Below are 26,481 nucleotides of genomic sequence, written 5' to 3'. Positions count from 1 at the left end.
TCTCATTCAGCACGTCCATATTTATTAAATTATTTTTCAGAATCTCAACTCGATTATTATAGACTTGTCGCAAGATGTTTAGCTCTTTTTAGTGAATGTATTTGGTTTATTATAGGAATGTTTTTACTTAGACTTTATCAAACAAAAGATAAAAAATTTTTATACATAATTATATTTTTATTAGGACTATCTGTTTTAAAAGAATTAAATTCTGGCATTCTTGTATTTTCTGTTTCTGTTTTTATTTTTATATTACTTTTTGTGTATAAACCAGAAAAATTAAAATTTTTAGAACAACCCTTTTTATTAAAAATTGGTGCAGCTTCTTATTGTATGTATCTAATTCATTATCACTTAGGAGTAGTTTTTGTGAAATACTTAAATGAAAATTTCAAATTAGGATATTTCTCTCCTGTTATTGTAATTATATTTGTTATCGTTTTTGGATTAGTTTGTTATAAGTTTTTTGAAAAAAAATTAATAAAACTTTACAAAAGAATATTAAAATAAAATGCTAAACTATTTAAAACTTATACGAGTTAACCAATGGGTAAAAAATCTATTTGTTTTTTTACCAATATTTTTTTCGGGAAATTTATTGAATATCGATTTGTTTATTGAGTCGTTTTATGGCTTTTTAATCTTTTCGTTTGTGGCAAGTAGTATTTATATTATCAATGATTATGTCGATATTGAAAAAGATAAAAAACATCCCGAAAAGAAAAATAGACCATTGGCAAGTGGTAAAATAGCGAAGCAAAATGCTTTAATTCTATTTGTTATTTTAGTCATTGTAACATCAATTCTGATTTATTTTTTTGGAAATAAACAGGTCGCAATTCTTGTTGGAATTTACTTTTTTATGAATTTGGCTTATTCATTCAAGTTAAAACAAATTGCAATTCTTGATGTGATGATTATAGCATTTGGATTCTTACTAAGAGTTTTTGTTGGTGGTTATATGACTAGTTTAATTGTAACGGATTGGACAACTTTGTTAGTATTTGATTTGGCACTAATTTTAGCTTTAGGAAAACGTAGAGGGGAATTAATTAACGCCGATTTACAAGGAATTACAAGAAAATCGTTGGATGGCTATAATCTCAATTTTCTTAACTCTGCATTGGCAATCACTTGTACCGTCGCTGTAATTTGTTATATGATGTTCATCCTTTCGCCTGATACTCAAACCAAATTTCATCATTATATTATTTATACCTTTGTCTTTGTTTTTGCTGCGGTTTTGCGCTATTTGCAACAGACATTTGTTTATTCAAGAACAGAATCTCCAACTAAATTAATTTTTAAAGATCATTTTTTACAAATTCTAATTATGTTATGGGGAATCAGTTATGTATTATTGATTTATTTTAATCATGGAAAATAAAAAACTATCTCCAGTAGCCAATTGGGGACTTTATCCATCTATAAAAGCCAATGTTGTATCGCCAACCACAATTTTAGAATTTCAGGAAGCAATTCTTTCAAATGAAGAGGTAATTGCTCGAGGAAATGGACGTTGTTACGGAGATGCTTCATTACAAAATACTATTATTTCAACTTCTAAATGGAATAAGTTTGTCGATTTTGATCGTGAGAATGGAATAATTGAAGTAGAATCTGGTGTTTTATTATCAGATATTTTAGAAGTTTCTATTCCAGCTGGATATTTTATTTCGGTAACGCCAGGTACAAAATTTATTACAGTTGGAGGCGCAATTGCATCAGATGTTCATGGAAAAAATCATCACATTGATGGTTGTTTTTCGGATCATTTAATTCATTTTGATTTGATGATTGATAATGGTGACATTTTGAGATGTTCAAGAAATGAAAATACAGATTTATTTTGGTCAACAGTGGGTGGAATGGGATTAACAGGAGTTGTTATCTCAGCTAAATTTGTGTTGAAAAAAATTGAGTCAGCATATATCAAAAATGAAGCTATTCAAGCAAAGAATTTAGATGAAATTTTCGAGTTATTTGAATCTTCAGAATCTTGGACGTATAATGTTGCGTGGTTAGATTGTTTACAAAAAGGAACTTCTTTGGGAAAATCGATTATGTTGCGTGGCGAACATGCAACTTTAGATGAATTACCTCAAAAATTTAAAAAGAAACCTTTAAAAATTAAGAAAAAATTAAATTTAAATATTCCATTTTTCTTTCCAAATTTCGCGTTGAATCCTTTATCAATCAAAATTTTTAATTGGTTATATTTTAATAAACAAGGTAAAAAGCATTTGAAAAATTATGTGGATTACGAAACATTTTTCTATCCATTAGATGCAGTGCATAATTGGAATCGTATTTATGGAAAAAATGGTTTTATTCAATATCAATTTGTGATTCCAAAAGAAACAGGTAAAGAAGGAATGCGTAGAGTTTTAGAAACGATTGCTGAGAGTGGAAATGGTTCTTTTCTGGTTGTTTTAAAATTATTTGGAGATAATAATTCACAAGCTTATAATTCGTTTCCAATGAAAGGATACACATTGGCTTTAGACTTTAAAGTGAATAATAAATTAGAAAAATTAATTGCAAGTTTAGATAAAATTGTGATGGATTATGGAGGACATATTTACCGGACAAAAGACGCGATGTCTAATCCTGCTTTGACAGATTATTTACAACATATCGATTCTCCAAAATTCGAGTCGATGCAAAACGAACGTATCAATAGATTTAAACAAAAATGATAGTAATAGGATCAAATTCTGATGTAGCAATAGCTTTTGTAGAAAAGGTTTTGAAAGAAGGTAAACGTTTTCCGATGGTTTATTTATTTACATCAAACATCGAAAAAACAAAGAAATTAGCACTACATTTTTATGCAAAATATGAGCAAAAATGCGAGATTGTTCATTTCGATTTAACAAAAGAAAATGATTATTCTTTAATTGCTCATATCGATTCTGAATTATTATTTTGTGCTGCGGGATATTTAGGAAAAAATTCGGAAGAAGGTTTATACGATGATTGGAATACGAAACAAATAGTAGAAGTTAATTACTCAAAATTAATTGTCTTAATTAATCATTTTGCGCAGAAATTCGAAGCAAAAGGTTCGGGAACTATCATTGGATTGTCGTCTGTAGCTGGAGAACGTGGTCGTCAAAGCAATTTTATTTATGGATCAGCAAAAGCTGGATTTACAGCTTATTTAGCTGGTTTGAGAAATTATTTATTTCATAAAAAAGTTCATGTAATGACGGTTATTCCAGGATTTATGGATACACAAATGACAGCTGATATCGAAACACCAAAACCATTAACAGCTCAACCAGACCAAGCGGCTAATATTATTTATAAAGCTTATGTCAAAAAGAAAAATGTTGTTTATGTAACGTTTTTGTGGTGGGGAATTATGATGATAATTCGAAATGTTCCTGAATTTATTTTCAAAAAGATGAAAATGTAATGAATCGTAATTTATACCTTTTTGATTTTGATGGTACTTTAACTTGTAAAGATACCTTATTCGATTTTTTAAAATTCTCTTTTCCTAAAGTTTACTTCTTTAATTATCTGATATTTATTCCATTATTTGTCGTTTCAGAATTAAAGATAATTGATGCTAGTTTTGTAAAAGAAATGTTTATTTCGAAATTTTTGAAAGGAAAATCTTATGTTGAAATTAATCAATTAGCTCAAAATTATTTCGAAAAAAATCATCAAGAATTAATTTATTTAAAAGCTGATGAATATATTAAATCATTAAGTAATTATAATGACAAATTTATCGTTTCAGCTTCTGTCGATTTTTGGATTCAACCTTTTGCTGATTATTATGAAATGGGACTAATTTGTACCAAAGCAAAATATGATGAACAAGGTTTTTTTACAGGGAAATTTGCTTCACCAAATTGTAATTATCAAGAAAAAAAGAATAGAATCGAGAAAGAGATTGATTTGTCTTTATATGACCAAATCATAGCTTTTGGTGATACAAAAGGTGATGAAGCAATGTTTTCGATTGCTACAAAATCTAATTTTAGATATTTTAATTAATAAAACTATATTTGCACGACCAAACTATAACTATGAAAGATTCTTTGAATAAAAGTAAAATTCTGATTGCTTCAATTTTGATTTTACTTCTAAAATCTATCTTTTTCTTTACTCACCATATACAAGAAGATGCTTTAATTTCGTGGCGTGTTGCTCGAAATATTATCGAGTATGGTGTCTACGGCTATAACGGAGCCGAAAAAATATCAGCATCTACAACACATTTATATGTTTTTGTTGGAGTCATTTTTCAATCTATTTTTGGCGAAGGAAATTTCATTTATCCGCTTCTTATTTTTAATACAATTTTACTGACAATTGGTATATATTGGCTTGGAAAACTATTTTTCAATTCAACAAATAAGATTATTTTATTCATTTTATTTGTTAGTTTTTTACCACCTGCTATAAAAATGTCAATTTTAGGAATGGAATTCGGAATGCTTTTCTTTTTCTATATGGCATTAATCAAATATGGTTTTGTAGAAAGAAAAAATTGGGCATTTATATTGATGCCGATCCTAATTCTTTGGACTAGAATTGACACCTGTATTTTCTTAGGATTGTTATTTATTTATGATGTAATTCAACAACGTAAATGGAATAACGCATTGATGATTGGTGGTATTTTAGCCGTTTTGTCTACAGTAGCTTTCAACTGGTTTTACTTCGGAGAAATTGTGAATAACACGATCACTTCTAAAAAGAATAATTACGTAAATCCTACATTATTAGAACGCTGGACTGAATTCAAATTCTTTGGGCCGAATTATTTTGGAATGATAAAATTTCCAACATCTATCTTTAACTTTTCAACGATTTTATTATTTATAATTTCGTTGGTTTGTTTGGTTGTATTAAACAAAAAATGGAATGTTGATAAACGAAAAGTAGTTTCGTTTTTATTCTTGTTTGGAGTTGTAAAAACCATCATTTTTGGTGCGGCTAACTCATGGTTCGATTGGTATTATTGGATTCCTCAAATCTGTTTGTTTTTGCCTATTATATTAATCGTTTTAGATTCGGAAAAGTACAAATCATTATCAATTGCTTATTTTATCGTCTTTTTTATTCCATTTACAGCTTATCAAGCTGTTCATTCTATTGCAACAGGACATGGAGAATGGAATCATGCACGTAAAATAGGTTTGTATTTAGATTCAATTGAGCCTAATAAAGACAATTATATATTCCTAGAACCAGCAGGTTATATTCCTTATTTTTCTAAGTTAAAAGTAATTGATTACGTTGGGTTGGTTGATAAAAGATTAACCGAAGAAAATATCGTGAAAAATGGAAAAGAAGTAGGTTTTTCTAATCTTATCAATAAAGCAAAACCGAAATATATTTTAGAAGATTTCAAGCCAATGTTCAAAGGAGAATTGGCCGATAAATCCATTTATAATGATTACGAATTGATCAAAGAATTTAAGGTTGCAGATGTAGCAAAATCTGACAATCCTATTTTAGACAAAATATACAAATTCAAGCCTTCTGGTAGAGATTTCTATTTATATAAACGAAAATCGACTGCGAAATAATGTCAGCTAAAAAGAAAATATTAATACGTATTGGCTCACTTCGTCATGGAGGTGCTGAAAAAGTATTGGTCACTTTTCTCAAAAATCTTCCAGCAGAAAAATACGAAATAGATTTATTGTTAAACCTTTATTCAGGTAAATATCTCAAAGATGTGCCGTCTTGGATTAATATCTATTATTTGAATAAAGGTGAAATGATTACGACAAATCGTCCGCAGGATATTCCGAAAAAAGCTTTTCGAGTGATTTATCAAAAGATTTTGTCATCATTTCCAAAGTTGCTTTACAAATTTATTTTACCGAATAAAAAATACGATATAGAGTTTGCGGCAATTCATGGAATGGCAGATGAAATCTTGAATTCTCCGATTAAATCTTCTAAAAAAATAGTTTGGATTCACAATGATTTGTCGAATATTCCTGAATATACAACAAAACGATTGAAAAACTTTTTCGAGTTTGATCAAATTCTAGTGATTTCAGAAAAGATTAATCAATTATTTTTAGGTTTAGCAAATTCAGATGAACAAAAACAAAAAGTGGTTCGAATTTATAATCCTATTGATGTCAGTGAAATTAAAAAGTCAGCATTAGAACCTTGTGAGATTCAGAAAAAAAAGGAGCAACTAACATTTGTTTCAATCGGAACAGTTTTTCCACAAAAAGGATTTGATCGTCTACTGAGAGCGCATCGCAAATTGCTAGACGAAGGTTTTCAACATCAAGTTTGGATTGTTGGTGACGGTTACGATTTTCCGAATATCAAAAAATTGGTTGAAGAATTAAGAGTTGAAGAAACTGCACATTTGATTGGTTTCAAAGAAAATCCTTATCCCTATTTTGTTCAGGCAGATTATTATATTTTATCCTCTCGTTACGAAGGTTACCCAACAGTTTTGTTTGAAGCGATGGTTTTAGCAAAACCAATTATAGCAACAGATGTTTCGGGAGTTAGAGAAATGTTGAATGATGGCGAATTAGGGTATATTATCCATAATGAAGAGGAAGCAATTTATGATGGAATGAAATATTTTATTCAAAATCCTGAAATTGCCCATAAATATCAACAAATCATTGAAGGAAAAACATTACCTTTTGAGTTGGGGAATGCAGTAAATTCAATTGAAAAATATTTAAACTAAATTATGAAGACAATTATTCAGAAAGATTTTTATCGAAACTTTGGATATTGGACGAATTCTCCTTTTTTGAAAGGCTTTATAAGTCCAGGTTTTCGTTTTATTTATTGTTTAAGAAAAGCTCAACAATATTCTACAAAACATCCTTTAGGATTGATTTATCGTTTATTGCTGCGTCGTTATTCGATTAAATATGGCTATCAAATTTCTGCAAAAACAGAAATTGGAGCAGGTTTAAATTTAGGTCATTGGGGAACTGTTGTTGTTAATCCGAAATGTAAAATAGGAAAAAATTGCAATATAGCGCATGGCGTAACGTTAGGACAGACAAATAGAGGAAAATTGAAAGGTTTTCCAATTTTGAAAGATGATGTTTGGGTCGGTACAAATGCCGTAATTGTTGGTGGAATTACAATTGGAAATAACGTGTTGATTGCGCCAAACAGTTATGTAACGCAAGACGTACCAGATAATTCGATTGTGACAGGAAATCCAATGCAAATTATTTCGAACGAAAAAGCAACGGAAGGTTATATTAATAATAGAATTGATTAAAATTTTTTGAAAACAATACTTTTCATATTGCCAGATCTTAATCAAGGAGGTGCGGAGCGAGTAATTACAACGCTTTGTAATGAATTAGATCGAACAAAATTCTGTCCAAAATTGGTGTTGTTCAAAAAAGAAGGTTATTATTTGAATCATTTGAAAGATGATGTTGAAATTATTGAATTAAAGGTTTCTCGTATTCGTTATTCGATTTTCAAAATTATTCCGTTGATTAAAAAGTTGAAACCAGAAATCGTTTTTACAGGTTGGGGAGAAATTTCGGCTTTTTTATCACCAATTATTTCGTTGTTTCCTAAAACTAAGTTTATCACAAGAGAAACAAATGTGGTTTCTAAACATGTAAAACGTAAAGAAATTTTATTCTTTTATCGATTTTATAATAATTTTCATCAGATTATTGCACAAAGCGACGACATGAAAAATGATCTGATTGAGAATTTTAGAATTTCGGAAAATAAAATTGTGAAAATTAATAATCCTGTTGATTTTGATTTGATTAATCGATTAAAAATAGAAAGTGTTAATGTTGGTTTTAACATGAGCTATAAAAATATTGTGGCAATAGGAAATCTTTCACCACGAAAAGGTTTTGATCTTTTATTGAATGTGATGAATGAATTGAAAGGAGAAAATATACATTTAACGATTCTTGGTAATGGAGCTTTTAAAGATGAACTAGCTCAACAAAAAGGAGAGTTAGGTTTAAATAATGTAACGTTTAAAGGAAAAGTTTCAAATCCATTTGTTTATTTAAAGAATGCAGATTTGTTTGTGCTTTCTTCTCGTTACGAAGGTTTTCCGAATGTTTTGTTGGAAGCTGGAGCTTGTGGAACTTATAGTTTGACAAATAATTGTCCAGGAGGAATCAATGAAATTGTGCAAGAAGGCATTAATGCAGAAATTTTTCCAATTGAAAATTCGAAGGGTTTTGCAGAAAAAATTAAAGAAGTTTTGCAAGAGAATCATTCAGAAGAACAAATTATTGAAAGTATTCATTCTCGATTTAGTAAAGAAAAAATAATTCAACAATACGAATCAATTTTTGATAAAATATAATGTCAATTCAGCCTAAAATATCCGTCATTGTACCAGTTTATAACACCGGAAAATATCTTTCGAAATGTTTAAATTCGATATTGAATCAAACGTTGAAAGATATTGAAGTGATTGTTGTGAATGATGGTTCTAAGGATAATTCGCAAGAAATTATTGATGAATTTGTTTCTAAAGATTCGCGCATAATTTCTATTCAGAAAGAAAATGGAGGATTAAGTGATGCGAGAAATGCTGGTATTGATAAAGCGAAAGGTGAATTTATTGCTTTTATTGATTCTGATGATTACATTGATTTAGCGATGTTGGAGAAAATGTATGAATTGGCGAAAAGAGATGAATCTGAAATTGTTTTGTGTGATTTGGTAAAAGTTGATGAAAATGGTAAAGAATTTCGTGATTTACCGCAATCGCCTCAATTGCCAGAAAAAATAATTTTAGCAGAAGATTTTACCATTTTTGGTGAAATGAGTTGCTTTGCTTGTAATAAAATCTTCAAAAAATCGTTGTTCGAGAATCATCTATTTAGAAAAGGAATTCATTTTGAGGATATAGAATTGATTCCGAAATTGGTTTTAGATTCGAGTATTATTTCTAAAATAAATGAACCTTTTTATAAGTATTTTGAACGACAAGATTCTATTACAAAAACACATACGGAGAAAGGTTTGGATATGTTTGTTGCTGTAAATGAGGTGACAAATTATTTTTATCAGAGTAAATACAATACATTTGCAACTGAGTTAAAGCGTTTTCAAATTATACAAGGTTATTATTCGTATTTAGCTTATTTGGCTTATGTGAAAGATAAAAATTTGAAGTGTAAAATGTTAAATGTTTTGAATGACTTTTTAAAGGCAAATAACTTAACAAAAAAAGAAATTAAAAACTACAAGCGTTTTGACAAAAACTATTTAAATTCATTACCATTGAAAAAAAGAATTTTTTACCATTTAGCCATGATTTATCCTCAACTATTACTTAAATTTTAATCGGTAGTGAGTTTTATTTATTTATTCATATTTGCATTTCTATTTGTCGCATCTTTTTTAGAGTTTTCTAATAAAAAGGTCAGTAAACAATTATATATATTAATTGTTGTGATAATGTGTTTAACTGCTGGATTGGGATACGCATTGAGCCCTGATTGGGTAGCATATTTTGATACTTTTAATGCATTGGCTTACGTAAATTGGTCAGAGTTTGGTCGTTTTGCCTATATGGCAGGTATGGAGAAAGGATATTTAGGCCTGAATAAAATACTTGTTGATTATGGTTTTGATTTTGGGATGCTTACATTAATAGTTGCAACAACTTCTCTTATTCTAAAGACAACAACTTTCTATAAATACGGAGGATTTCCTTTTTTAGTATTATTTATTTATGCGATGCCGAACTTTATGTTCGAAGAGCATGTACATATTAGGCAAGGTTTAGCAAATGCAATTGCACTTTATTCTATACGTTATGTAATCGATCGTAACCTAATAAAGTTTTTGATTTGTATTACAATTGGATTTCAATTTCATGAATCTATAATTGTTTTTTTACTTGCTTATTGGATTGCTCCAATGAAGTTTGATGAAAAATTTATAGGTTGGTTAGTTGTTTTTTCTATCATAGGCTTCTATACAGGATTAAATTCTATTATTGAGGTTATTATGCAATATATGCCAATTGGACAAGATAAGTTTGAGGATTATCAAAGTCAGTTATATAATGAAGGTGATGGTGTAGCAGTAGGTGATTTCGTGAAGATTATTTCAATTCTTTCAATTATTATTTATAATAAATATGCTGTAGAAGATAAATTATATTGTTATTTCCGTAATCTTTTTGTTTTTGGAGTATTACTTTACTTCTTTCTAGGAAAAGGAATTTTTGGTATTAGATTACCAGGATTTTATTTAGTTTTCTTAGGGCTTACAGTAGGAAGATTAGTGTATTCTTTCAACGGAGAAAAGTTTAAACGGAATTTTATTTATGTAAGTTTTGTTTCTTATACTATTTTATTGATTTTTTGGTTTCAAGTTAAACAGGGACATAAATCGAATTTTGGTAATTATAGAACATTTTTTAATAAAGAGGCAGTTTACGGATTATGGAAATGGAAATAGTATCAATTATAACACCATGCTATAATTCAGAAAAATATATAGCTGATACTTACAATTCTATCAAATCTCAAAGCTATAAGAATTGGGAATGGATTATTGTAGATGATTGTTCATCAGATAAATCTGTCGAAATAATTAAATCTTTTAATGATAATAGAATAAAATTAATTTTACAATCAGAAAATAATGGAGCTGCTCATGCTAGAAATTTAGCATTAAATAAAGCACAAGGCAGATTTATAACATTTCTCGATAGTGACGATTTGTGGTTACCTAATTTTTTAGAAACTACAATTAATTATTTAATAGAGAATAATGAAGAGTTAGTTTATTCAAGTTATAAGCGGGTTGATGAAAATTTAGAACCATTGTTAGTCGATTTTATTGCTGTAGATAAAGTAGATCGAAATCGAATTTTATACAATTGTCCTATTCCGATGTTAACATCTGTATATGATTCAAAACGAATTGGAAAAATACCAGTTCCAGATGTAGAACTTCGAGAAGATCATGCAATGTGGATAGATTTGTTAGGTAAAATAAAATATGCAAGAGCTATCAATGAATCTTTAGCTATTTATAGAATTCGAAACAACTCAGTTTCTCGAAATAAATTACGAATTGCAAAAAAACAATATAATGTTTATAGATATTATTTAAAAATGAATTTTTTCAAATCATCATATTACACTTTTTTTTGGGCAATTAATGGATTAAAAAAATATGGAAAACTTTAAATTATTAGACTATTTATATACCTTAAGTGTCTCTCCCTTATATGTTAATATATTTGGAGCATTTTTTTCTGCTTTATTTATTACATTAATATCGATTCCAAAAATTATACGAATATCATATAAAAAACAATTGATGGATGTGCCTGGAGAGAGAAGTTCTCATGTTAATAAAGTGCCAACCTTGGGAGGAGTGGCTTTATTTTTTGGAATAGTAGTTTCAACATCGATATTTGCAACTGAATTAGGTGTTAACTATTCTTTCTTTTTATCTGCAATTACAATATTATTTTTTATTGGATTAATGGATGATTTATTAGTTGTAGCTCCTGATAAAAAATTATATGGTCAGATTATAAGTACTATTTTAATCATTTTTGGTTCTGGTATAATGATTAAGTCATTTTCAGGGTTATTTGGAATCTATGAAATTCCTTACTTTATTGGAGTTATTTTAACCATTTTTGTTTTCATAGTCTTAATAAATGCATTCAATTTAATTGACGGAATTGATGGTTTAGCTTCAGGAATTGGTATAGTAATTAGTTTGTGTTTTGTTTATATATTCTACAGAATATTTGATTACGGAATAGGAATATTAGCTGTTAGTACATTAGCTGTTTTACTAGGTTTTGGAAGATATAATTTGTCCAAAAAGTTTAAAATATTTATGGGAGACACAGGTTCTATGGTGATAGGATTTATCTTAACTTTTATGGCAATTCGCTTTTTATACATTAGTGAAACCTCTAGTTTAGGTTTAAAAACAGGACCTGTTTTATTACTTTTTATTTTTGTTATTCCAATCGTAGACACTTTATCGGTTTTTACAATCCGAATTCTTAGAAAAAGAAGTCCATTTTCGGCAGACAAAAACCATCTCCATCACCAATTCTTAAAATTAGGGTTTACTCATATTCAAACTTCAATAATATTAGTACTTATTAACATTTTTTTTATATTCATTGGGTATTATTTTAGAAATATTGAAATTAATAAACTATTTTTGATCTTTATTGTTTTATCAATTAGTTTTGTTGTCTCTCTACGATATGCTGTAGTATTAAAAAAGAATAAAAAAATATCATTATAAAAATGCTTAACTTAAAATCAACTTTAACCAAAACTTTCATTTTGTTGATAATCATGAATTTGTTTTCATGTATATCTTTAAAAGATGTTCAACTAATTCAACCAGATCCTAATTTAAAATTAGATGCAAATGGTAAGATTTCTTTTGAAAAACCTGAATATCATATTCAAAAAAATGATCAAATTTTAATTAATATTTCTTCTGCTGCAGGAGCTTCTATGGGAATTCTTAGTGATTTTATTACTTCAGGTAATAATACTCAAGGAGGAAATGGAGTGTATGTAAGACAAGACGGAGCAATTGAGTTACCTCGTATTGGAAAAATAAAATTAGAAGGTCTTACTATTGAACAAGCTCGTAAGAAAATCCAAGATGAGTTTTATAAAATCTATGATGAAAAAGGAACTTTTATCGACGTTAACTTGGCAGGTATTGAGTATACTATTGTAGGAGAGGTTCAACAAGGTACGTATAGAGCAAACAAAAGAGACTTAACAATTTTAGAAGCTTTTTCTAAAACAGGAACAAATAACATCTATGCAGATTTAAAAAATATTCGAATTATTAGAACAGATTTAGATGGTACAAAACAAGTTTATGTTGATTTAACAAAAGAATCAATCATGAATTCAGAGTATTACTGGATTCAAAATAATGATATTATTGTTGTTAACCCTCGTAAAGAAAAAGTATGGGGTGTAGGACTTAATCCTCTGACAGTAGTAACTACTGTAATGGGAGCAATCGCAACAATTTTGGGTGTTTATTTATTTTTTGATAAAATTTAAAGATGGCAAACACAACTACAACTATTGATCAAAAAAGTAAGAAAAAACAATCTGACTTTATTGATATAGAAAGACTTATACCAAGGTTGTTAAATGCTTGGCCGTTATACATAATCTCGATGCTTATAGCATTAGCAGTTGCCTATTATCTTAATAATTGGAAGCTGAACAAAATTTATACAGCAAATACAACATTTAAAATTAAAGATAATAGTTCTGCTAATAATTCATTAGCTTCGAACTCTATTAACTTTATTTGGGGAGGAAATGCAAATAAAATCGATGGGTTATCGTATACATTAACTTCTCGTATACATAACGAAAAAGTAGTTAAAAGGACAGAATCTTATATTTATTATACAGAAGAAGGACGTTTAAAAAAATCTAATATATATAAATTAGATGCTCCTTTTCACGTTCATATTGATACTTTACATCAACAAGTTGCTTATGTTGATGTAAAAGTAAAACCTAAAGATCATAACTCTTTTTATTTTGAAGTTGAAAACAAAAATGGTTCTTTATATCAATTTACTAAAGATAGTATAATAAAGTCTGACGAGTTGAATTTACCTAAGATTGGTTATTATAATCAATGGATGGTAGGTAAAAACTATAAAATCATGTTGACTCGTTCAAATGTACCATTTTCTGAAAGTTCAATATCATTTAAATTAGTCACAATCAAAGATGCAACAGGAAGAGCTGTACAGAGTTTTAATGTCACAAATCCATCTAAAATTTCAAGTATAATAGCTGTTTCAAAAAATGCTGAAAGTTTGAATGAAGCAGTTGATATTTTAAACAATTCAATTCAAGTTTTAATAGAAAATGAATTAGCAGAAAGAAATCTATCTGCTTTTCAAACTCGAAAATATTTACAAGAACGAATCGCAGCTGTTAAACTTAAATTAGATAGTGCGACAGATAATTTACAAGAGTTACAGAAGAAAACAGGAGTTTATAATTTCGATTCAAAAAAAGGTGAGCTTTTAGGTAAACTTACTGAATTAGATAAAGAACGTGTAACTGTAGAAGAGAAAATTAATGCATTACATCGTTTAATGCCTAAAAAATCGAGTAGTGTTGATAATTTAATTGCACTTAATATAGCTGGTCTAGATGTTTCTTATTATATGACTAACGTCGATCAATTAGAGGGTCTTGAAAATCAACGTGAACAAATGCTTAAAATCTATAAATCTAATACAGATGAAATTAGAGAAATAGATCGCCAATTAGTTAAAACAAGAAATAATATTTCGAATGTAGTTAATGCGCATTTACAAAAGCTGAATACTGATCTGTCAATGATTAATGCTAAGTTAGCGGAATCTGAATTCAAAGCGAAAGATTTACCTTACGAAGAAATTGAATTTGTGGAAGCGAATCGTGGATTTGAATTAAACAGTACATTGTATTCAACGTTGATTAATCAATTAAATACAACAGATTTATCTTTAGCATCTATTGTATCTGATATCACAATTATTGATCCAGCTAAAAATCAAGGACAAGGTTCTATTTATCCAAATCCGCAGCGTAATTATTTAATAGCTTTGGGAATTGGTTTATTGATTCCTTTGATTTATGTTGTGATTAAAGAATTATTAGACTTCAAAGTTCGTGTTTTAAAAGATATTACAAGTCGTACACATATTCCAATTATTGGTTTAGTTGGTCCTTTGGGAGATAATTCACCATTGGTTGTAATTAACAATCCAAAATCAGGAATTTCAGAATCGTTTAGATCAATTCGTTCTAATCTGAAATATTTATACAAGAATCCAGGACTTGAAGAAAATAATAAAACGATTTTGGTAACCTCATTCATTGGAGACGAAGGAAAAACTTTCAACGCGATGAATATTGCGAGTTCAATCGGTTCTATGGATAAGAAAACGGTTCTGATTGGATTAGATTTACGTAAACCAAAAATCTTTGATGATTTTAACATCAATAATAAGACAGGTGTTACAGACTATGTTGCGGGTGATTTAGAGTTAAATCAAATTACGCAACGTACAATTTTACCAAATTTAGATATTATTACAGCAGGTCCAATTCCTCCAAATCCTTCAGAGTTGATTTTGAGTAAACGAATGGATCAATTATTTACTGAATTGAAAGAGAAATATGAATTTGTAATTATAGATTCACCACCGATTGGTTTGGTAACAGATTCGTACGATTTGATGCGTTATGCGGATTGTACATTGTATGTAACACGTTACAACTATTCGGAGAAAAACTTTATCAATGCGATTTCTAATAAATATGATGAAGGTGAGGTTTCGAATGTAGGAATTATATTCAACGATTTCCAAATTAAAACTGGCTACGGTTACGGATATGGTTACGGTTACGGATATGGTTACGGATATGGTTACGGTTACGGCTACGGATATTTTGCGGGAGATGAGAATTTTGATAATTCATCATTCGGAAAAATAAAACGTTTAGCTTCTCGAATTAAAGGTAAATTCTTTTAATTGAAATGATCTTAAAGAACATATTTGATTATATACTTGCATTAATCCTACTAATTTTTTTAGTGGGATTAATTGTTTTGTTAATTATCATAAGTTCTATAGATACCAATCAATTTGGCGTTTTTACACAAAAAAGAGTTGGGAAAGACGGAAGATTTTTCAATATTTATAAAATCAGAACGATGAAAGGGGTTTCTAAATCGACAATAACAACCGATCAACATCAAATTACCAAAATAGGAAAGGTTCTTCGATATTATAAATTGGATGAATTACCACAATTGTTTAATATCCTAAAAGGAGAAATGAGTTTTGTTGGTCCTCGTCCAGATGTTGCTGGTTATGCAGATAAATTGATTGGTGAAGATCGAATTATGCTAAATGTAAAGCCTGGCATTACTGGACCTGCTCAATTGAAATATCGTAATGAAGAAGAAGTTTTGTCTAAAGTAAAAGATCCGATAAAATATAATGATGAAATTCTTTGGCCAGATAAAGTCAAGATTAATGTAGAATATGTAAAGAATTGGAATTTTAAAGAAGATTTGATTTACATGTTTCAAACAATATTCAAAAAATAGAAGAGAATCCTAAAATTGGATTCTCTTCTATTTTTAAAAATATTTTTGTTTTTCTAAACTTGAATAACACCTAAATTAAATTGTTTTTCAATCGGAGCATGATTTGCAGCTTCAATTCCCATCGAAATCCATTTACGCGTATCCAAAGGATCAATAATTCCATCTGTCCACAAACGTGCCGCAGCATAATAAGGACTTGTTTCATCATTGTATTTTGCTGTAATTTCGTTCAAAAGTTCTTGCTTTTTCACTTCATCAACTTCTACACCTTGTGCTTTCAAAGTGGCTTCTTTTATTTGTAACAAAACTTTCGCAGCCTGTTCACCTCCCATAACTGCCAATTGAGCCGAAGGCCAAGCTGTAATTAATCTAGGATCATATGCTTTTCCACACATAGCATAGTTTCCTGCGCCATAAGAATTTCCAACTATAATCGTGAATTTTGGAACAACAGAATTCGAAACTGCATTTACCATTTTCGCACCATCTTTGATAATACCACCATGTTCAGATTTAGATCCAACCATAAAACCAGTTACATCTTGTAAGAAAACTAACGGAATTTTCTTTTGGTTACAATTCGCAATAAAACGAGTTGCTTTATCTGCAGAATCTGAATAAATCACGCCACCAAACTGCATTCCGTCTTTTTTAGACTTCACAATTTTACGTTGATTAGCTACAATTCCAACCGCCCAACCATCAATTCGCGCATACGTACAGATGATTGATTTCCCATAATCAGGCTTATATTCGTCCAATTCCGAGTTATCAACAATTCTGTTAATAATCTCATACATATCGTACTGCTCAGCACGAGATTCAGGTAAAATACCATAGATTTCTTGCTCATCTAAAGCAGGTTTAGCTGCTTCAATTCGATTAAATCCAGCTTTTTCATAATCACCAATTTTACCAACGATAGATTTTATTCTATCCAACGCATCTTTATCATCTTTTGCTTTATAATCAGTCACACCAGAGATTTCGCAATGTGTTGTTGCTCCACCTAAAGTTTCGTTGTCGATGTCTTCTCCAATAGCAGCTTTTACCAAATAACTTCCAGCTAAGAAAATAGAACCCGTTTTGTCTACAATCATTGCTTCGTCGCTCATAATTGGTAAATATGCTCCACCAGCAACACAACTTCCCATCACAGCAGAAATTTGAGTAATTCCCATTGATGACATGATTGCATTATTGCGGAAAATTCGACCAAACATTTCTTTATCAGGAAAAATCTCATCTTGCATTGGTAAATAAACACCTGCGCTGTCCACTAAATAAATAATTGGTAATTTATTTTCCATCGCAATTTCTTGCGCACGCAAATTCTTTTTACCTGTAATTGGGAACCAAGCACCAGCTTTTACAGTTGCATCATTCGCAACAACAATACATTGTTTGCCAGAAATGTAACCAATTTTTACAACAACACCTCCCGAAGGACATCCGCCGTGTTCTTTGTACATTTCATCGCCTGTTAAAGCACCAATCTCAATGTTCGGTTTTTTTTCGTCTAAAAGATAATCAATACGTTCTCTTGCAGACATTTTTCCTTTGCTATGCAACGCATCAATTCTTTTTTGACCTCCGCCAAGGTAAACTTGTTTCAGTTTTTGGCGTAGTTTTGAAAGTAATAATTTGTTATGATCCTCTCTTTTATTAAAAGTTAAATCCATTGTGGTTTTCTGTTTGTTTACAGCCCTAAACTAATGAATTTTATCGAATTCTTAAAATGAAATTTAGACTTGAGAATCAACGAATACAAAGTTCTTACAATGCGTTTGAATTTGAGGAAAAAATGATAGAAAATCAGTTTCGAGATTAGAATAATTTTTTTCAAATTCGGGAATGATTTGATGTAAATTATTCTCAAATTTTGCTCGACTTCCGATTCCTTTTAATGTTTTTTGAACACCTTCTATGGTCGAATAATTTTCGAACCAATCATATTTTAGCAAATAAAAAATGGTTTCTTGTAGTTTTTTTGGAAGCGAATTGTATTCATCCTTAAATAATTGATAACAATCTGTTTTAAATTTTTCGAAAGGAGTTTCAGAATAATTATTCCAATATTTAATCAAAAAATAATCATAAATCACATCAATAATAATTGGTGAAAATTTGTGTTGTGTTTCGTGAAAATAACTTGAACTTTTCTTCACCGTTTCGTGAGAATCTGTAAATGTATCAATCGAACGATGCAATAAAATGCCTTTCTGAATATCTTCTGGAAAATCTAAATATTGTTTTCCCTTTACAGTTTCACCAAGCAAATTCCCAATTTGAAGCGATTGATTTCCGAAAGATAAATATTGATGTGCGATAAAGTTCATAAGGCTTGTTTAGTTTCATAAAGTTAAGTTTTTTTGTATAAACCTGTGTTATTTTACTGTGAAGAAAAAAGCCATCTAAAAAAGATGGCTTAAGAATTATATTTTTATTCGTTATTTCCAGAAATTTGATTGATTTTTTCTTCTAAAATCGGATAGTATTCAATCATTGAATCTTTTAAATTTCGATCCAAACTTAATGCATTTTGCAACGCTTCATTTCCTAATTGATCTTGCTCTGTAATATAATAAACATTGCTTAATTGATAGAAAAATTCGGCACGATTAAAATTCTTCAAAGCGCCTGTTAATAAGACTGCAATCGCTTCCTCGTATTCGCCAACAGCAATTAAAGTTTCGACGTAAGCAAACCAAGTATGGAAAACTAAAGGCTTTAATTGAACCAATTTCGAAAGGTTTTTTATAGCTTCCTCAAACTTCATTTGTTTCAGAAAATAGTAAGTTGAATCTGTATAATATTCGTAACTATCACCATTCAATTCTATTGCACGCTGAATGTAATATTCGGCTTCTTCAATATTTTCTAATTTGTTGTAAAGCGAAGCTGCTTTTGCCCAAACTTTATCCAATTGTGGATCTTCTTTTATCGCAATATGATAAGCTTTTAATGCTTTTTGTGGTTTCTCTAACTTTTCGTACAATTCACCAATTTTCATATGCGTAACAGCTGGCGAATCATCAAATTCTAATGTTTCTTCTAGTGTTTCTATTGCTTTATTGTATTCTCCTAATTCTTCCAATGAAACTGCTTTGTTAGCATGACCAACAATAGAGTTAGGATTAATCGCGAGCACGTAATCCAACGCATTTATAGCTTCGTCATACATTTTTTTGTGATTGTACAACAGACCAAGTTGCAACCAAGAAACTTCCGAATATGGATTATCGTCAATAAAATCTTTCAGAAATTCGATGCATTCATCAGGATTATGAATTTCCTCGTAACATTGAATGATAGAATAGAAAGTATAATCGTTTTCTGGATTGAATTTCAATGCTTTTTTGAAAGCAATTAACGCAGAATGAACTTCATCTAAATTCAAATATTCATTTCCGATACAATTGCAAATAAAATCAGTTTCTTCTTCGTCTATTTGCAAAGCTTCTTCATAAAAATTTATCGCTTTTCGAGGCATATTTTTCAATCCCCAAAAACGTGCTTGTACAAGAAGGTAATCTAATTCGTTTGCAGCTAAATCTTTTAAATCTTTGATGAGTTTTGCAGCTTTTTTTAAATCCTCAGTTGTAAGAAAATATTCGATTCTCTTGATTTTGATATCTATATTCTCGGGATGCATTTTTTCTGCAAAATCCAACGAACGTTTTGCATATTCGCTATCATTTACTTCAAGATAGAACTCAATAATTTCAACCAAATCCTCTGAATCGTAATACTTATATTCACGATTGTCAAGCATTTGCTCAAAACCTTCAATTAGCTCGTTATTAAAAAAATCTTCGTCCATATTATCAGACTAATTTACAAAATAAAATGTGCAAAAATCATAACGAATTGTTAGAGTTTTGCACATTTGTTAAACAATTAAAATAGATTGTTTTAGATAATATTTTTGATGCTTTCGATCATTTTATCAGCTAATTTATTTGCATTTTCTTCTGAAGTACTTTCAGTATAAATACGAATAATTGGCTCTGTGTTTGATTTTCTTAAATGAACCCATTCTGTAGGGAAATCAATTTTAACTCCATCAACAGTATTGATTTCTTCGTTTTTGTAAACTTCTTGAATTTTCACTAACAATTCGTCCACATTGATTTCTGGTGTTAATTCGATTTTCTTTTTCGCCATAAAATATGCTGGAAAAGAAGCTCTAATTTCAGAAACTGATTTATCTTGTTCAGCTAAATATGTCAAGAATAAAGCAATTCCTACTAAAGAATCGCGTCCGTAGTGCAATTCTGGATAAATAATTCCACCGTTTCCTTCTCCACCAATTTTAGCGTCAACGTTTTTCATTTCAACCACAACATTCACTTCTCCAACTGCTGATGGCGAATATTTTTGACCATATTTTTCAGAAATATCGCGTAATGCACGAGAAGATGATAAGTTAGAAACTGTTGCTGAAGGCGTTTTTGATAATACATAATCTGCGACTGCAACTAATGTGTATTCTTCTCCAAACATTTCACCTTTTTCGTCGATAATTGCTAAACGGTCAACATCTGGATCTACCACAATTCCGAAATCAGCTTGTTCGTCGATTACTTTTTTACAGATATCACCTAAATGTTCTTTTAAAGGTTCTGGATTATGAGGAAAATGTCCGTTTGGCTCGCAATACATATCGTAATGAATTACACCTAAACGTTGTAATAACTTAGGAATTGCAATTCCTCCAGTTGAATTTACTGCGTCAATCGCAACTTTGAAATTTTTCTCTTGAATCGCTTTTGCGTTTACTAATGGCAAAGCTAAAATTTTCTCGATATGTAAATCAATTGCATCATCAAAAGTTTCATAAGAACCTAAATCATCAACTTCAGCAAATGTATAATCATCTTTATCTGCGAAAGCTAAAATTTGTGCGCCATCTGCAGCAGAAACAAATTCTCCTTTTGCATTCAATAATTTCAATGCATTCCATTCTTTTGGATTGTGAGAAGCAGTTAAAATAATTCCTCCATCTGCATGCAAATGTGTCACCATAACTTCTACAGTTGGCGTTGTAGATAAACCTAAATCGACAACATTAATTCCTAATCCTTGTAAAGTTGAACAAACTAATTGAGAAACCATTTGTCCAGAAATACGAGCGTCGCGCCCTACAATTACTTTATATTCTGATTGATTTGATTGATTCTTAAGCCAAGTTCCGTAAGCAGCTGCGAATTTTACAGCGTCTATAGGAGTTAAATTATCTCCCGGTTTTCCTCCGATTGTTCCACGAAAACCTGAAATAGATTTGATTAGAGACATAAATTTTATTTTATAGTGATACAAATTTACAAATTACAAAAACTTTTCTTACCTTTTTGGAACGATTTTAGTTAAGATTTACTTAACAATTTTTAAAACCATAAAAAATAGTATTAATTATGATGACAACTTCATTTATTATGTTAGGTATTACCGGAGTTTGGAGCTTTTTGGTATACTTAGTGTTCGGTTTAATTTGTGCTGGAATTGCTAAAGCAATAATGCCAGGTAAAGATCCGGGAGGATTTTGGGTAACTGCACTTATAGGTATTATTGGTGCATATTTAGGAGCTTATATGCGTACAATTTTAGGAATTTCTCATGATGGAGAAGTAAGTTTTTTCAGTCCATTGGATTGGATTTTTTCAATTTTAGGATCATTATTAATCTTATTTATTTGGAAAAAATTATTAGCTCCAATGTTTAATAAATAATTCATTACAATTATAAAAAAATCCTTTATCAGTCTCTGATAAAGGATTTTTTTTATTCATATTATTTATAAAGGAAGAATGTTTTTTTCGTATTTCTGATTAATCATAATTGCAGAAGCTTCGTAAAAAGCAATAAATCCACAGATGATTCCTGTCCAACCAGCAAAATGTAAAATGCTTTGACTCCCTGTAAAGTTACCTGCTGCCAATAAAAAGAATAATAAGGTTAATGAACCGAATAATAGTTTTCCGACCAAATTGCCTTTTAAGGTTTGTAAAAAGTTGATTAATGTAAATAATCCCCACATTCCTAAATAACATCCCATCGCATTTCCGTCTGGTTTTTCTACGCCAAACATCGGTGCTAACCATGTAAATACAAGAGTTAACCAAAAAGCGCCATAAGACATGAATGCAATACTACCAAAGTTGTTTCCTTTTTTCCATTCCATAACGCCAGCCACAAATTGAGCTCCACCTCCAAAGAAAACACCCATTCCCATAATCATACTATTAACAGGGAAAAAACCTGCATTGTGTATGTTTAATAAAACAGTTGTCATTGCAAAACCAAATAATCCTAAAGGTCCAGGATTTGCTGTTTGATCTTTAATTGAGTAAATATTATTCATGTTATTTATTATTTTGAGACAATAATAATCTGAAAATAATAAATAAAAAAGAATTTATTCATAAAAAGTGTATAACGTACACTATAAAAGTATTTTTAAGTGAATAAAATATTGGTATGTAATAAATTGAATACTTAATTTTTTATTGTCTTGAATAAATAAAAAATCCGTTAATTATCATTAACGGATCTTTGAATTTGAAATATAGTTTGATTATTTCTTTTTGTTCTTTTGTTGTTGCTCTTGCATTTCTTGAGCTTGTTTCATCATTTCTTGCATTTTCGAAGCAAACTTACCTGTCTTTTTAGGTTTTGTTTTATTTGTTTCGATGATTTGATGAATCTTCGCTTCGTGAATCATATATTTCTTAATATATAACACGATGAAAATATTAATCGCATTGGATACTAAATAATACCAAGATAGACCAGAAGCATAATTGTTAAGGAATACAAAGAAGAAAACTGGCATTACATACATCATGTATTTCATGAATTGCATGTTTGGCATTCCTTCTTGTTGTGGCATTTGGAAGTTATCCATAGATCCAGAAACTTTAAAATAAATCATCATTGCAACAATGTATAATAAAGCGAATACACTTAAGTGACCATTAAGGAATGGAACCCATTCTGGTAATTTGATTAAATCATCGAAGGCTGTTAAATCATCTACGAACCAGAAAGGAACACCTCTCAAGTCGATTAAGTTCGGGAAGAAACGGAATAACGCATAGAAAATAGGAATTTGTAATAATGCTGGTAAACATCCTGCTAATGGATTGATTCCTGCATTACGATAAATTGCCATTGTTTCTTGTTGCTTCTTCATCGCATCTTTCGGATCCTTGTATTTTTCGTTGATTTCATTCAACTCTGGACGAACAACTTTCATCAATGCAGATTGACGGTATTGTTTGTACATAATTGGAGATAAAATCAATTTTACAACGATTGTCATCAAGAAGATTACCCATCCGTAAGTGATTCCTACAGAAGCTAACCATTTGAAAACGTTCAAGAAGAAATATTTATTCAACCAACCAAATAATCCCCAACCAAAATCAATTAAGTTTTGGAATCCTTTGTCGTTGTAATCTTTCAACATTTTATAATCCAATGGAATAAAATCCCATGTGAATTTTGAATTGATTTCACTATTTTTCAACTCTAATTTTGAGTTTAAGTGATAGTGTTTACTGTAAGTTAAATCCTCTTTATCAGAGTTTTTAGAACCACCTTTTGTTGTTTTAAACCCTTCATCATTTGATAAAACTGTTGCGAAGAATTGTTGTTTGTTGGCTACCCAAGAAATAGCTTCCTCTTCTTCCCATTCGTCAGAACCAAATAATTCGTATTCGATGTCTTTGTTTCCTTTGAACTGAAAATAAGTATGCGACCAATATTTTTCTTGATCTTTCCCTTTTTCAGTACTGAAACCATCCATTGTCCATGCTAAATCTACATTTTTCTCAGAAGTGATATTAGATAAACCTTGCGTTTTAATTTCGAAATCGATACCATAAGAATCTCCTAATGTATAGATGTATTGAATTTGACTATTTTGAGCATTCGCTGTAAACGTAACAATTGTATTGTTCGCATTTTTCTGTACTTGAGGCACAAAAACTAAATCCGAAACATTAAGAACAGCTCCTTGTTTTGTTTTGAATGATAAGTTGAACTTACTTGATCCATCTTTTATCAAATGTAAAAGATCTTTGTGTCCATCTTTTTTGTCATTGTAAGCTGTATATCCAACGATTTGTACGTCAGAAATTTGAGCTCCTTTTGGCGAAAAAGTAACTTTTAATTTATCATTACTAACTTCAATATCTTTTGCTAATGTAGGATCTACAGTTTGAAAAGCTTGTGTTGTAGCTGTTTTATTTAATTGTTCCTGTTTTTTTGCTTGCTCTTGCTTTTGAACTAATTCTTTTTTCTGAGCTTCGACCTCCGCTTCCGAAGGTTTGTTTAGAAAATAGAATACGCCAAAAAGAATTGCAATTAAAATAAAACCAATCGTTTGGTTAAAATCAAATTTTTTCTCTTGTTGCATTTAATAAATCATTTTGTTTATTCAATAAAGAAGCTTCGATAAAACTTATAAATAAAGGATGTGGCGAAGCAACTGTACTTTTATATTCCGGGTGGAATTGTACACCTATATAATATGGGTGTTGATTATGTTCTAAAATTTCTACTAATTCTGTTTCAGGATTTTTACCAACTGGAATAAAATTGTTTTCAACAAATTCATCATAAAAATCATTGTTGAATTCATATCTATGACGATGACGTTCTAAGATTTCGGTTGTGTTGTAAATTTTCTCAATTTTTGAATTAGGAGTTAATTCACATTTCCAATTTCCTAAACGCATTGTTCCTCCTTTGTCCGAAACATCTTTTTGATCTTCCATCAAACTGATAACAGGATAAGGCGTTGTTAAATCCATTTCTGCTGAATCTGCTTTTTCGTAACCTAAAACGTTACGCGCAAATTCAATTGCCATAATTTGCATTCCCAAACAAATTCCTAATGTTGGAATATTATTTCTTCGTGCATAATTTGCAGCAATTATTTTACCTAAAATACCACGATCTCCAAAACCTGGTGCAATCAAAATTCCCGAAACGCCTTTCAACTGCTCTCCAACATTGTCTTCTGTAATATCACCAGAATATACCCAACGAACTTTTACATTCGTTTCGCAAGTTGCAGCAGCATGCGTAAATGCTTCTGTAATTGATTTATAAGAATCGTGTAACGAAACGTATTTACCAACTAAAGCAATCTCGATTTCGTTTTTAGGATTTTTATGATTTGATAAGAATTTGTTCCAAACTGTAAAATCTGGTTCTTGATCAGTTGGCAAATCTAAGCCTTTTAAAACAACTTCGTCAAAATTTTGTTCATGTAATAAGAATGGAACCTCATAAATTGTGTCCGCATCCATACTTTCAATCACATTTTCTTTGCGAACATTACAGAATAAAGCCAATTTAGCTTTTACATCTTTTGGTAAATGACGCTCTGTACGTGTAACTAAAACATTGGCATGAATACCATTTTCCATTAATGTACGAACAGAATGTTGAGTAGGTTTTGTTTTTAATTCACCCGCAGCAGCTAAATAAGGGACTAATGTTAAGTGAATAACAGAAGAATTATGCTCTCCTAATTCCCAAGTTAACTGACGGATAGATTCGATATAAGGTAAAGACTCAATATCTCCAACCGTACCTCCAATTTCAGTAATGATGATATCATAATCACCTGTATTACCTAATAATTTGATACGACGTTTTATTTCGTTTGTGATATGAGGAACAACTTGAACTGTTTTTCCTAAATAATCTCCACGACGTTCTTTTTCTATAACTGTTTGATAAATACGACCTGTAGTAACTGAGTTAGCACGAGACGTTGCACGGTTCAAGAAACGCTCATAATGTCCTAAATCTAAATCGGTCTCTGCACCGTCTTCCGTAACGTAACATTCTCCATGCTCGTAAGGATTAAGTGTTCCTGGGTCTACATTTATATAGGGATCCAATTTCTGAATTGTTACTCTATATCCTCTTGCTTCTAGTAGCATTCCTAATGATGATGCTACGATTCCTTTTCCTAACGACGATGTTACTCCTCCGGTAACGAAAATGTACTTTGGTGCTTTGTTTGTTTCCATTGAATCTTTAAATCAATGGTTGCAAATTTACGAATAAATAATGGGGTAAAAAAAAGTGGGAGTGAAATTTAGAAAAATAAAAATAGGCAAGCGATCTACATCACACCGCTACGACCGTATACCTTTGCTACGTTCCCGTCCTGGAGGATTCAACAGGAGCTGGTTGTGTAGGACTTGCCTGATGCAAAGGTAAGAAAGTTTTGTAAAAATAAAAGTGTTTATTGAAAAAACTTTCTTGTTGCTTAGGTCTGATTGAATTAATAGATTGATTTACAAATAAAAATTAGAACTAAAAAAGTAATTGATATTA

Annotated in this window: 24 protein-coding genes and 1 other RNA gene; 17 read left to right on the top strand and 8 right to left on the bottom strand. The window is 30.1% G+C overall.

Annotated elements, in window-relative coordinates; translation table 11 throughout:
• The 16 genes from N5E64_RS12285 to N5E64_RS12210 form a co-directional block, all read left to right on the top strand.
• Positions 1–510, top strand: a 510-nt coding sequence (locus N5E64_RS12285) for a hypothetical protein (RefSeq protein ID WP_280037763.1), incomplete at its 5' end; no start/stop codon positions are given.
• Between the two features lies 1 nt (position 511).
• A complete protein-coding gene (locus N5E64_RS12280) occupies positions 512–1,387 on the top strand; it encodes a UbiA prenyltransferase family protein (protein ID WP_280037762.1) in 876 nt (291 codons plus the stop codon).
• Positions 1,377–2,699, top strand: coding sequence for an FAD-binding oxidoreductase (locus N5E64_RS12275; protein WP_280037761.1), 1,323 nt, complete (start codon positions 1,377–1,379; stop codon positions 2,697–2,699). The genes N5E64_RS12280 and N5E64_RS12275 overlap by 11 nt, the downstream gene beginning before the upstream one ends.
• Entirely contained in the window at positions 2,696–3,421 is a 726-nt protein-coding gene (locus N5E64_RS12270; RefSeq protein ID WP_280037759.1) for an SDR family NAD(P)-dependent oxidoreductase, read from the top strand. Before N5E64_RS12275 ends, N5E64_RS12270 begins: the two co-directional genes overlap by 4 nt.
• Positions 3,421–4,011, top strand: a complete 591-nt coding sequence (locus N5E64_RS12265; RefSeq protein WP_280037758.1) for an HAD-IB family phosphatase — start codon at positions 3,421–3,423, stop codon at positions 4,009–4,011. Before N5E64_RS12270 ends, N5E64_RS12265 begins: the two co-directional genes overlap by 1 nt.
• Positions 4,012–4,043: 32 nt before the next feature.
• Positions 4,044–5,552: a hypothetical protein gene (locus tag N5E64_RS12260; RefSeq protein ID WP_038335316.1), complete on the top strand. Its 1,509-nt coding sequence runs from the start codon at positions 4,044–4,046 to the stop codon at positions 5,550–5,552.
• Positions 5,552–6,694 (top strand): glycosyltransferase, encoded by a 1,143-nt coding sequence (locus tag N5E64_RS12255; protein WP_280037757.1) that lies wholly within the window; start codon positions 5,552–5,554, stop codon positions 6,692–6,694. Before N5E64_RS12260 ends, N5E64_RS12255 begins: the two co-directional genes overlap by 1 nt.
• Positions 6,695–6,697: 3 nt before the next feature.
• Positions 6,698–7,246, top strand: coding sequence for a serine O-acetyltransferase (locus N5E64_RS12250; RefSeq protein ID WP_181816277.1), 549 nt, complete (start codon positions 6,698–6,700; stop codon positions 7,244–7,246).
• 6 nt (positions 7,247–7,252) lie between these two features.
• Positions 7,253–8,317 carry a glycosyltransferase gene (locus tag N5E64_RS12245; RefSeq protein WP_280037755.1) on the top strand — a complete coding sequence of 355 codons (1,065 nt, stop codon included), beginning with the start codon at positions 7,253–7,255 and terminating at the stop codon, positions 8,315–8,317.
• Entirely contained in the window at positions 8,317–9,306 is a 990-nt protein-coding gene (locus tag N5E64_RS12240) for a glycosyltransferase (protein ID WP_280037754.1), read from the top strand. The genes N5E64_RS12245 and N5E64_RS12240 overlap by 1 nt, the downstream gene beginning before the upstream one ends.
• Positions 9,307–9,312: 6 nt before the next feature.
• Complete coding sequence (locus N5E64_RS12235; RefSeq protein WP_280037753.1) at positions 9,313–10,431, top strand: EpsG family protein; 1,119 nt, start codon at positions 9,313–9,315, stop codon at positions 10,429–10,431.
• Positions 10,422–11,168, top strand: a complete 747-nt coding sequence (locus N5E64_RS12230) for a glycosyltransferase (RefSeq protein ID WP_280037752.1) — start codon at positions 10,422–10,424, stop codon at positions 11,166–11,168. Before N5E64_RS12235 ends, N5E64_RS12230 begins: the two co-directional genes overlap by 10 nt.
• The gene (locus N5E64_RS12225; RefSeq protein WP_280037751.1) at positions 11,155–12,258 is read left to right on the top strand and encodes an MraY family glycosyltransferase; all 1,104 of its coding nucleotides are present in this window, start codon (positions 11,155–11,157) and stop codon (positions 12,256–12,258) included. The genes N5E64_RS12230 and N5E64_RS12225 overlap by 14 nt, the downstream gene beginning before the upstream one ends.
• Positions 12,259–12,260: 2 nt before the next feature.
• Positions 12,261–13,046, top strand: a complete 786-nt coding sequence (locus tag N5E64_RS12220; RefSeq protein WP_280037750.1) for a polysaccharide biosynthesis/export family protein — start codon at positions 12,261–12,263, stop codon at positions 13,044–13,046.
• Positions 13,047–13,048: 2 nt separating this feature from the next.
• Positions 13,049–15,538: a polysaccharide biosynthesis tyrosine autokinase gene (locus N5E64_RS12215; protein ID WP_280037749.1), complete on the top strand. Its 2,490-nt coding sequence runs from the start codon at positions 13,049–13,051 to the stop codon at positions 15,536–15,538.
• A 5-nt stretch (positions 15,539–15,543) separates the two neighbouring features.
• On the top strand, positions 15,544–16,119 hold the full coding sequence (locus N5E64_RS12210) for a sugar transferase (RefSeq protein ID WP_280037748.1): 576 nt from the start codon (positions 15,544–15,546) through the stop codon (positions 16,117–16,119).
• Positions 16,120–16,172: 53 nt separating this feature from the next.
• Here the strand turns inward: N5E64_RS12210 and N5E64_RS12205 are convergent, their stop codons facing one another.
• The 4 genes from N5E64_RS12205 to glmM all read right to left on the bottom strand — a co-directional run bounded on the left by N5E64_RS12205 (position 16,173) and on the right by glmM (position 21,417).
• Positions 16,173–17,801, bottom strand: a complete 1,629-nt coding sequence (locus tag N5E64_RS12205) for an acyl-CoA carboxylase subunit beta (RefSeq protein ID WP_219034162.1) — start codon at positions 17,799–17,801, stop codon at positions 16,173–16,175.
• A 63-nt stretch (positions 17,802–17,864) separates the two neighbouring features.
• On the bottom strand, positions 17,865–18,458 hold the full coding sequence (locus N5E64_RS12200; RefSeq protein WP_280037747.1) for an ACP phosphodiesterase: 594 nt from the start codon (positions 18,456–18,458) through the stop codon (positions 17,865–17,867).
• 104 nt (positions 18,459–18,562) lie between these two features.
• Positions 18,563–19,942: a tetratricopeptide repeat protein gene (locus N5E64_RS12195; protein ID WP_280037746.1), complete on the bottom strand. Its 1,380-nt coding sequence runs from the start codon at positions 19,940–19,942 to the stop codon at positions 18,563–18,565.
• A 92-nt stretch (positions 19,943–20,034) separates the two neighbouring features.
• Entirely contained in the window at positions 20,035–21,417 is a 1,383-nt protein-coding gene (gene glmM, locus N5E64_RS12190; protein ID WP_280037744.1) for a phosphoglucosamine mutase, read from the bottom strand.
• Between the two features lie 119 nt (positions 21,418–21,536).
• On the opposite strand from glmM, the gene N5E64_RS12185 reads away from it, so the two are divergent.
• Positions 21,537–21,851 (top strand): GlsB/YeaQ/YmgE family stress response membrane protein, encoded by a 315-nt coding sequence (locus tag N5E64_RS12185; protein WP_125349703.1) that lies wholly within the window; start codon positions 21,537–21,539, stop codon positions 21,849–21,851.
• A gap of 65 nt (positions 21,852–21,916) precedes the next feature.
• On the opposite strand, the gene N5E64_RS12180 is transcribed toward N5E64_RS12185, so the two are convergent.
• From N5E64_RS12180 to ffs, 4 genes are all read right to left on the bottom strand, one after another.
• Positions 21,917–22,483, bottom strand: coding sequence for an acetate uptake transporter (locus tag N5E64_RS12180; RefSeq protein WP_125349702.1), 567 nt, complete (start codon positions 22,481–22,483; stop codon positions 21,917–21,919).
• A 213-nt stretch (positions 22,484–22,696) separates the two neighbouring features.
• Positions 22,697–24,541: a membrane protein insertase YidC gene (gene yidC, locus N5E64_RS12175; RefSeq protein WP_125349701.1), complete on the bottom strand. Its 1,845-nt coding sequence runs from the start codon at positions 24,539–24,541 to the stop codon at positions 22,697–22,699.
• Complete coding sequence (locus N5E64_RS12170) at positions 24,519–26,171, bottom strand: CTP synthase (RefSeq protein ID WP_221853939.1); 1,653 nt, start codon at positions 26,169–26,171, stop codon at positions 24,519–24,521. The genes yidC and N5E64_RS12170 overlap by 23 nt, the downstream gene beginning before the upstream one ends.
• Positions 26,172–26,252: 81 nt before the next feature.
• An RNA gene (gene ffs, locus N5E64_RS12165) (signal recognition particle sRNA small type) lies at positions 26,253–26,351 on the bottom strand.
• Between the last annotated feature and the right edge of the window lie 130 nt (positions 26,352–26,481).

Source organism: Empedobacter sp. GD03739, assembly GCF_029843245.1.
GTDB classification, from domain to species: domain Bacteria; phylum Bacteroidota; class Bacteroidia; order Flavobacteriales; family Weeksellaceae; genus Empedobacter; species Empedobacter falsenii_B.
This window is presented reverse-complemented; position numbering and strand designations above follow the sequence as displayed.

What these genes read in the sequence shown, in the direction of transcription:
- N5E64_RS12280 (WP_280037762.1), top strand. Translation starts at nt 512, where the DNA reads ATGCTAAACTATTTAAAACTTATACGAGTTAACCAATGGGTAAAAAAT.
- N5E64_RS12275 (WP_280037761.1), top strand. Translation starts at nt 1,377, where the DNA reads ATGGAAAATAAAAAACTATCTCCAGTAGCCAATTGGGGACTTTATCCA.
- N5E64_RS12270 (WP_280037759.1), top strand. Translation starts at nt 2,696, where the DNA reads ATGATAGTAATAGGATCAAATTCTGATGTAGCAATAGCTTTTGTAGAA.
- N5E64_RS12265 (WP_280037758.1), top strand. Translation starts at nt 3,421, where the DNA reads ATGAATCGTAATTTATACCTTTTTGATTTTGATGGTACTTTAACTTGT.
- N5E64_RS12260 (WP_038335316.1), top strand. Translation starts at nt 4,044, where the DNA reads ATGAAAGATTCTTTGAATAAAAGTAAAATTCTGATTGCTTCAATTTTG.
- N5E64_RS12255 (WP_280037757.1), top strand. Translation starts at nt 5,552, where the DNA reads ATGTCAGCTAAAAAGAAAATATTAATACGTATTGGCTCACTTCGTCAT.
- N5E64_RS12250 (WP_181816277.1), top strand. Translation starts at nt 6,698, where the DNA reads ATGAAGACAATTATTCAGAAAGATTTTTATCGAAACTTTGGATATTGG.
- N5E64_RS12240 (WP_280037754.1), top strand. Translation starts at nt 8,317, where the DNA reads ATGTCAATTCAGCCTAAAATATCCGTCATTGTACCAGTTTATAACACC.
- N5E64_RS12230 (WP_280037752.1), top strand. Translation starts at nt 10,422, where the DNA reads ATGGAAATAGTATCAATTATAACACCATGCTATAATTCAGAAAAATAT.
- N5E64_RS12225 (WP_280037751.1), top strand. Translation starts at nt 11,155, where the DNA reads ATGGAAAACTTTAAATTATTAGACTATTTATATACCTTAAGTGTCTCT.
- N5E64_RS12220 (WP_280037750.1), top strand. Translation starts at nt 12,261, where the DNA reads ATGCTTAACTTAAAATCAACTTTAACCAAAACTTTCATTTTGTTGATA.
- N5E64_RS12215 (WP_280037749.1), top strand. Translation starts at nt 13,049, where the DNA reads ATGGCAAACACAACTACAACTATTGATCAAAAAAGTAAGAAAAAACAA.
- N5E64_RS12210 (WP_280037748.1), top strand. Translation starts at nt 15,544, where the DNA reads ATGATCTTAAAGAACATATTTGATTATATACTTGCATTAATCCTACTA.
- N5E64_RS12205 (WP_219034162.1), bottom strand. Translation starts at nt 17,801, where the DNA reads ATGGATTTAACTTTTAATAAAAGAGAGGATCATAACAAATTATTACTT.
- N5E64_RS12200 (WP_280037747.1), bottom strand. Translation starts at nt 18,458, where the DNA reads ATGAACTTTATCGCACATCAATATTTATCTTTCGGAAATCAATCGCTT.
- N5E64_RS12195 (WP_280037746.1), bottom strand. Translation starts at nt 19,942, where the DNA reads ATGGACGAAGATTTTTTTAATAACGAGCTAATTGAAGGTTTTGAGCAA.
- glmM (WP_280037744.1), bottom strand. Translation starts at nt 21,417, where the DNA reads ATGTCTCTAATCAAATCTATTTCAGGTTTTCGTGGAACAATCGGAGGA.
- N5E64_RS12185 (WP_125349703.1), top strand. Translation starts at nt 21,537, where the DNA reads ATGATGACAACTTCATTTATTATGTTAGGTATTACCGGAGTTTGGAGC.
- N5E64_RS12180 (WP_125349702.1), bottom strand. Translation starts at nt 22,483, where the DNA reads ATGAATAATATTTACTCAATTAAAGATCAAACAGCAAATCCTGGACCT.
- yidC (WP_125349701.1), bottom strand. Translation starts at nt 24,541, where the DNA reads ATGCAACAAGAGAAAAAATTTGATTTTAACCAAACGATTGGTTTTATT.
- N5E64_RS12170 (WP_221853939.1), bottom strand. Translation starts at nt 26,171, where the DNA reads ATGGAAACAAACAAAGCACCAAAGTACATTTTCGTTACCGGAGGAGTA.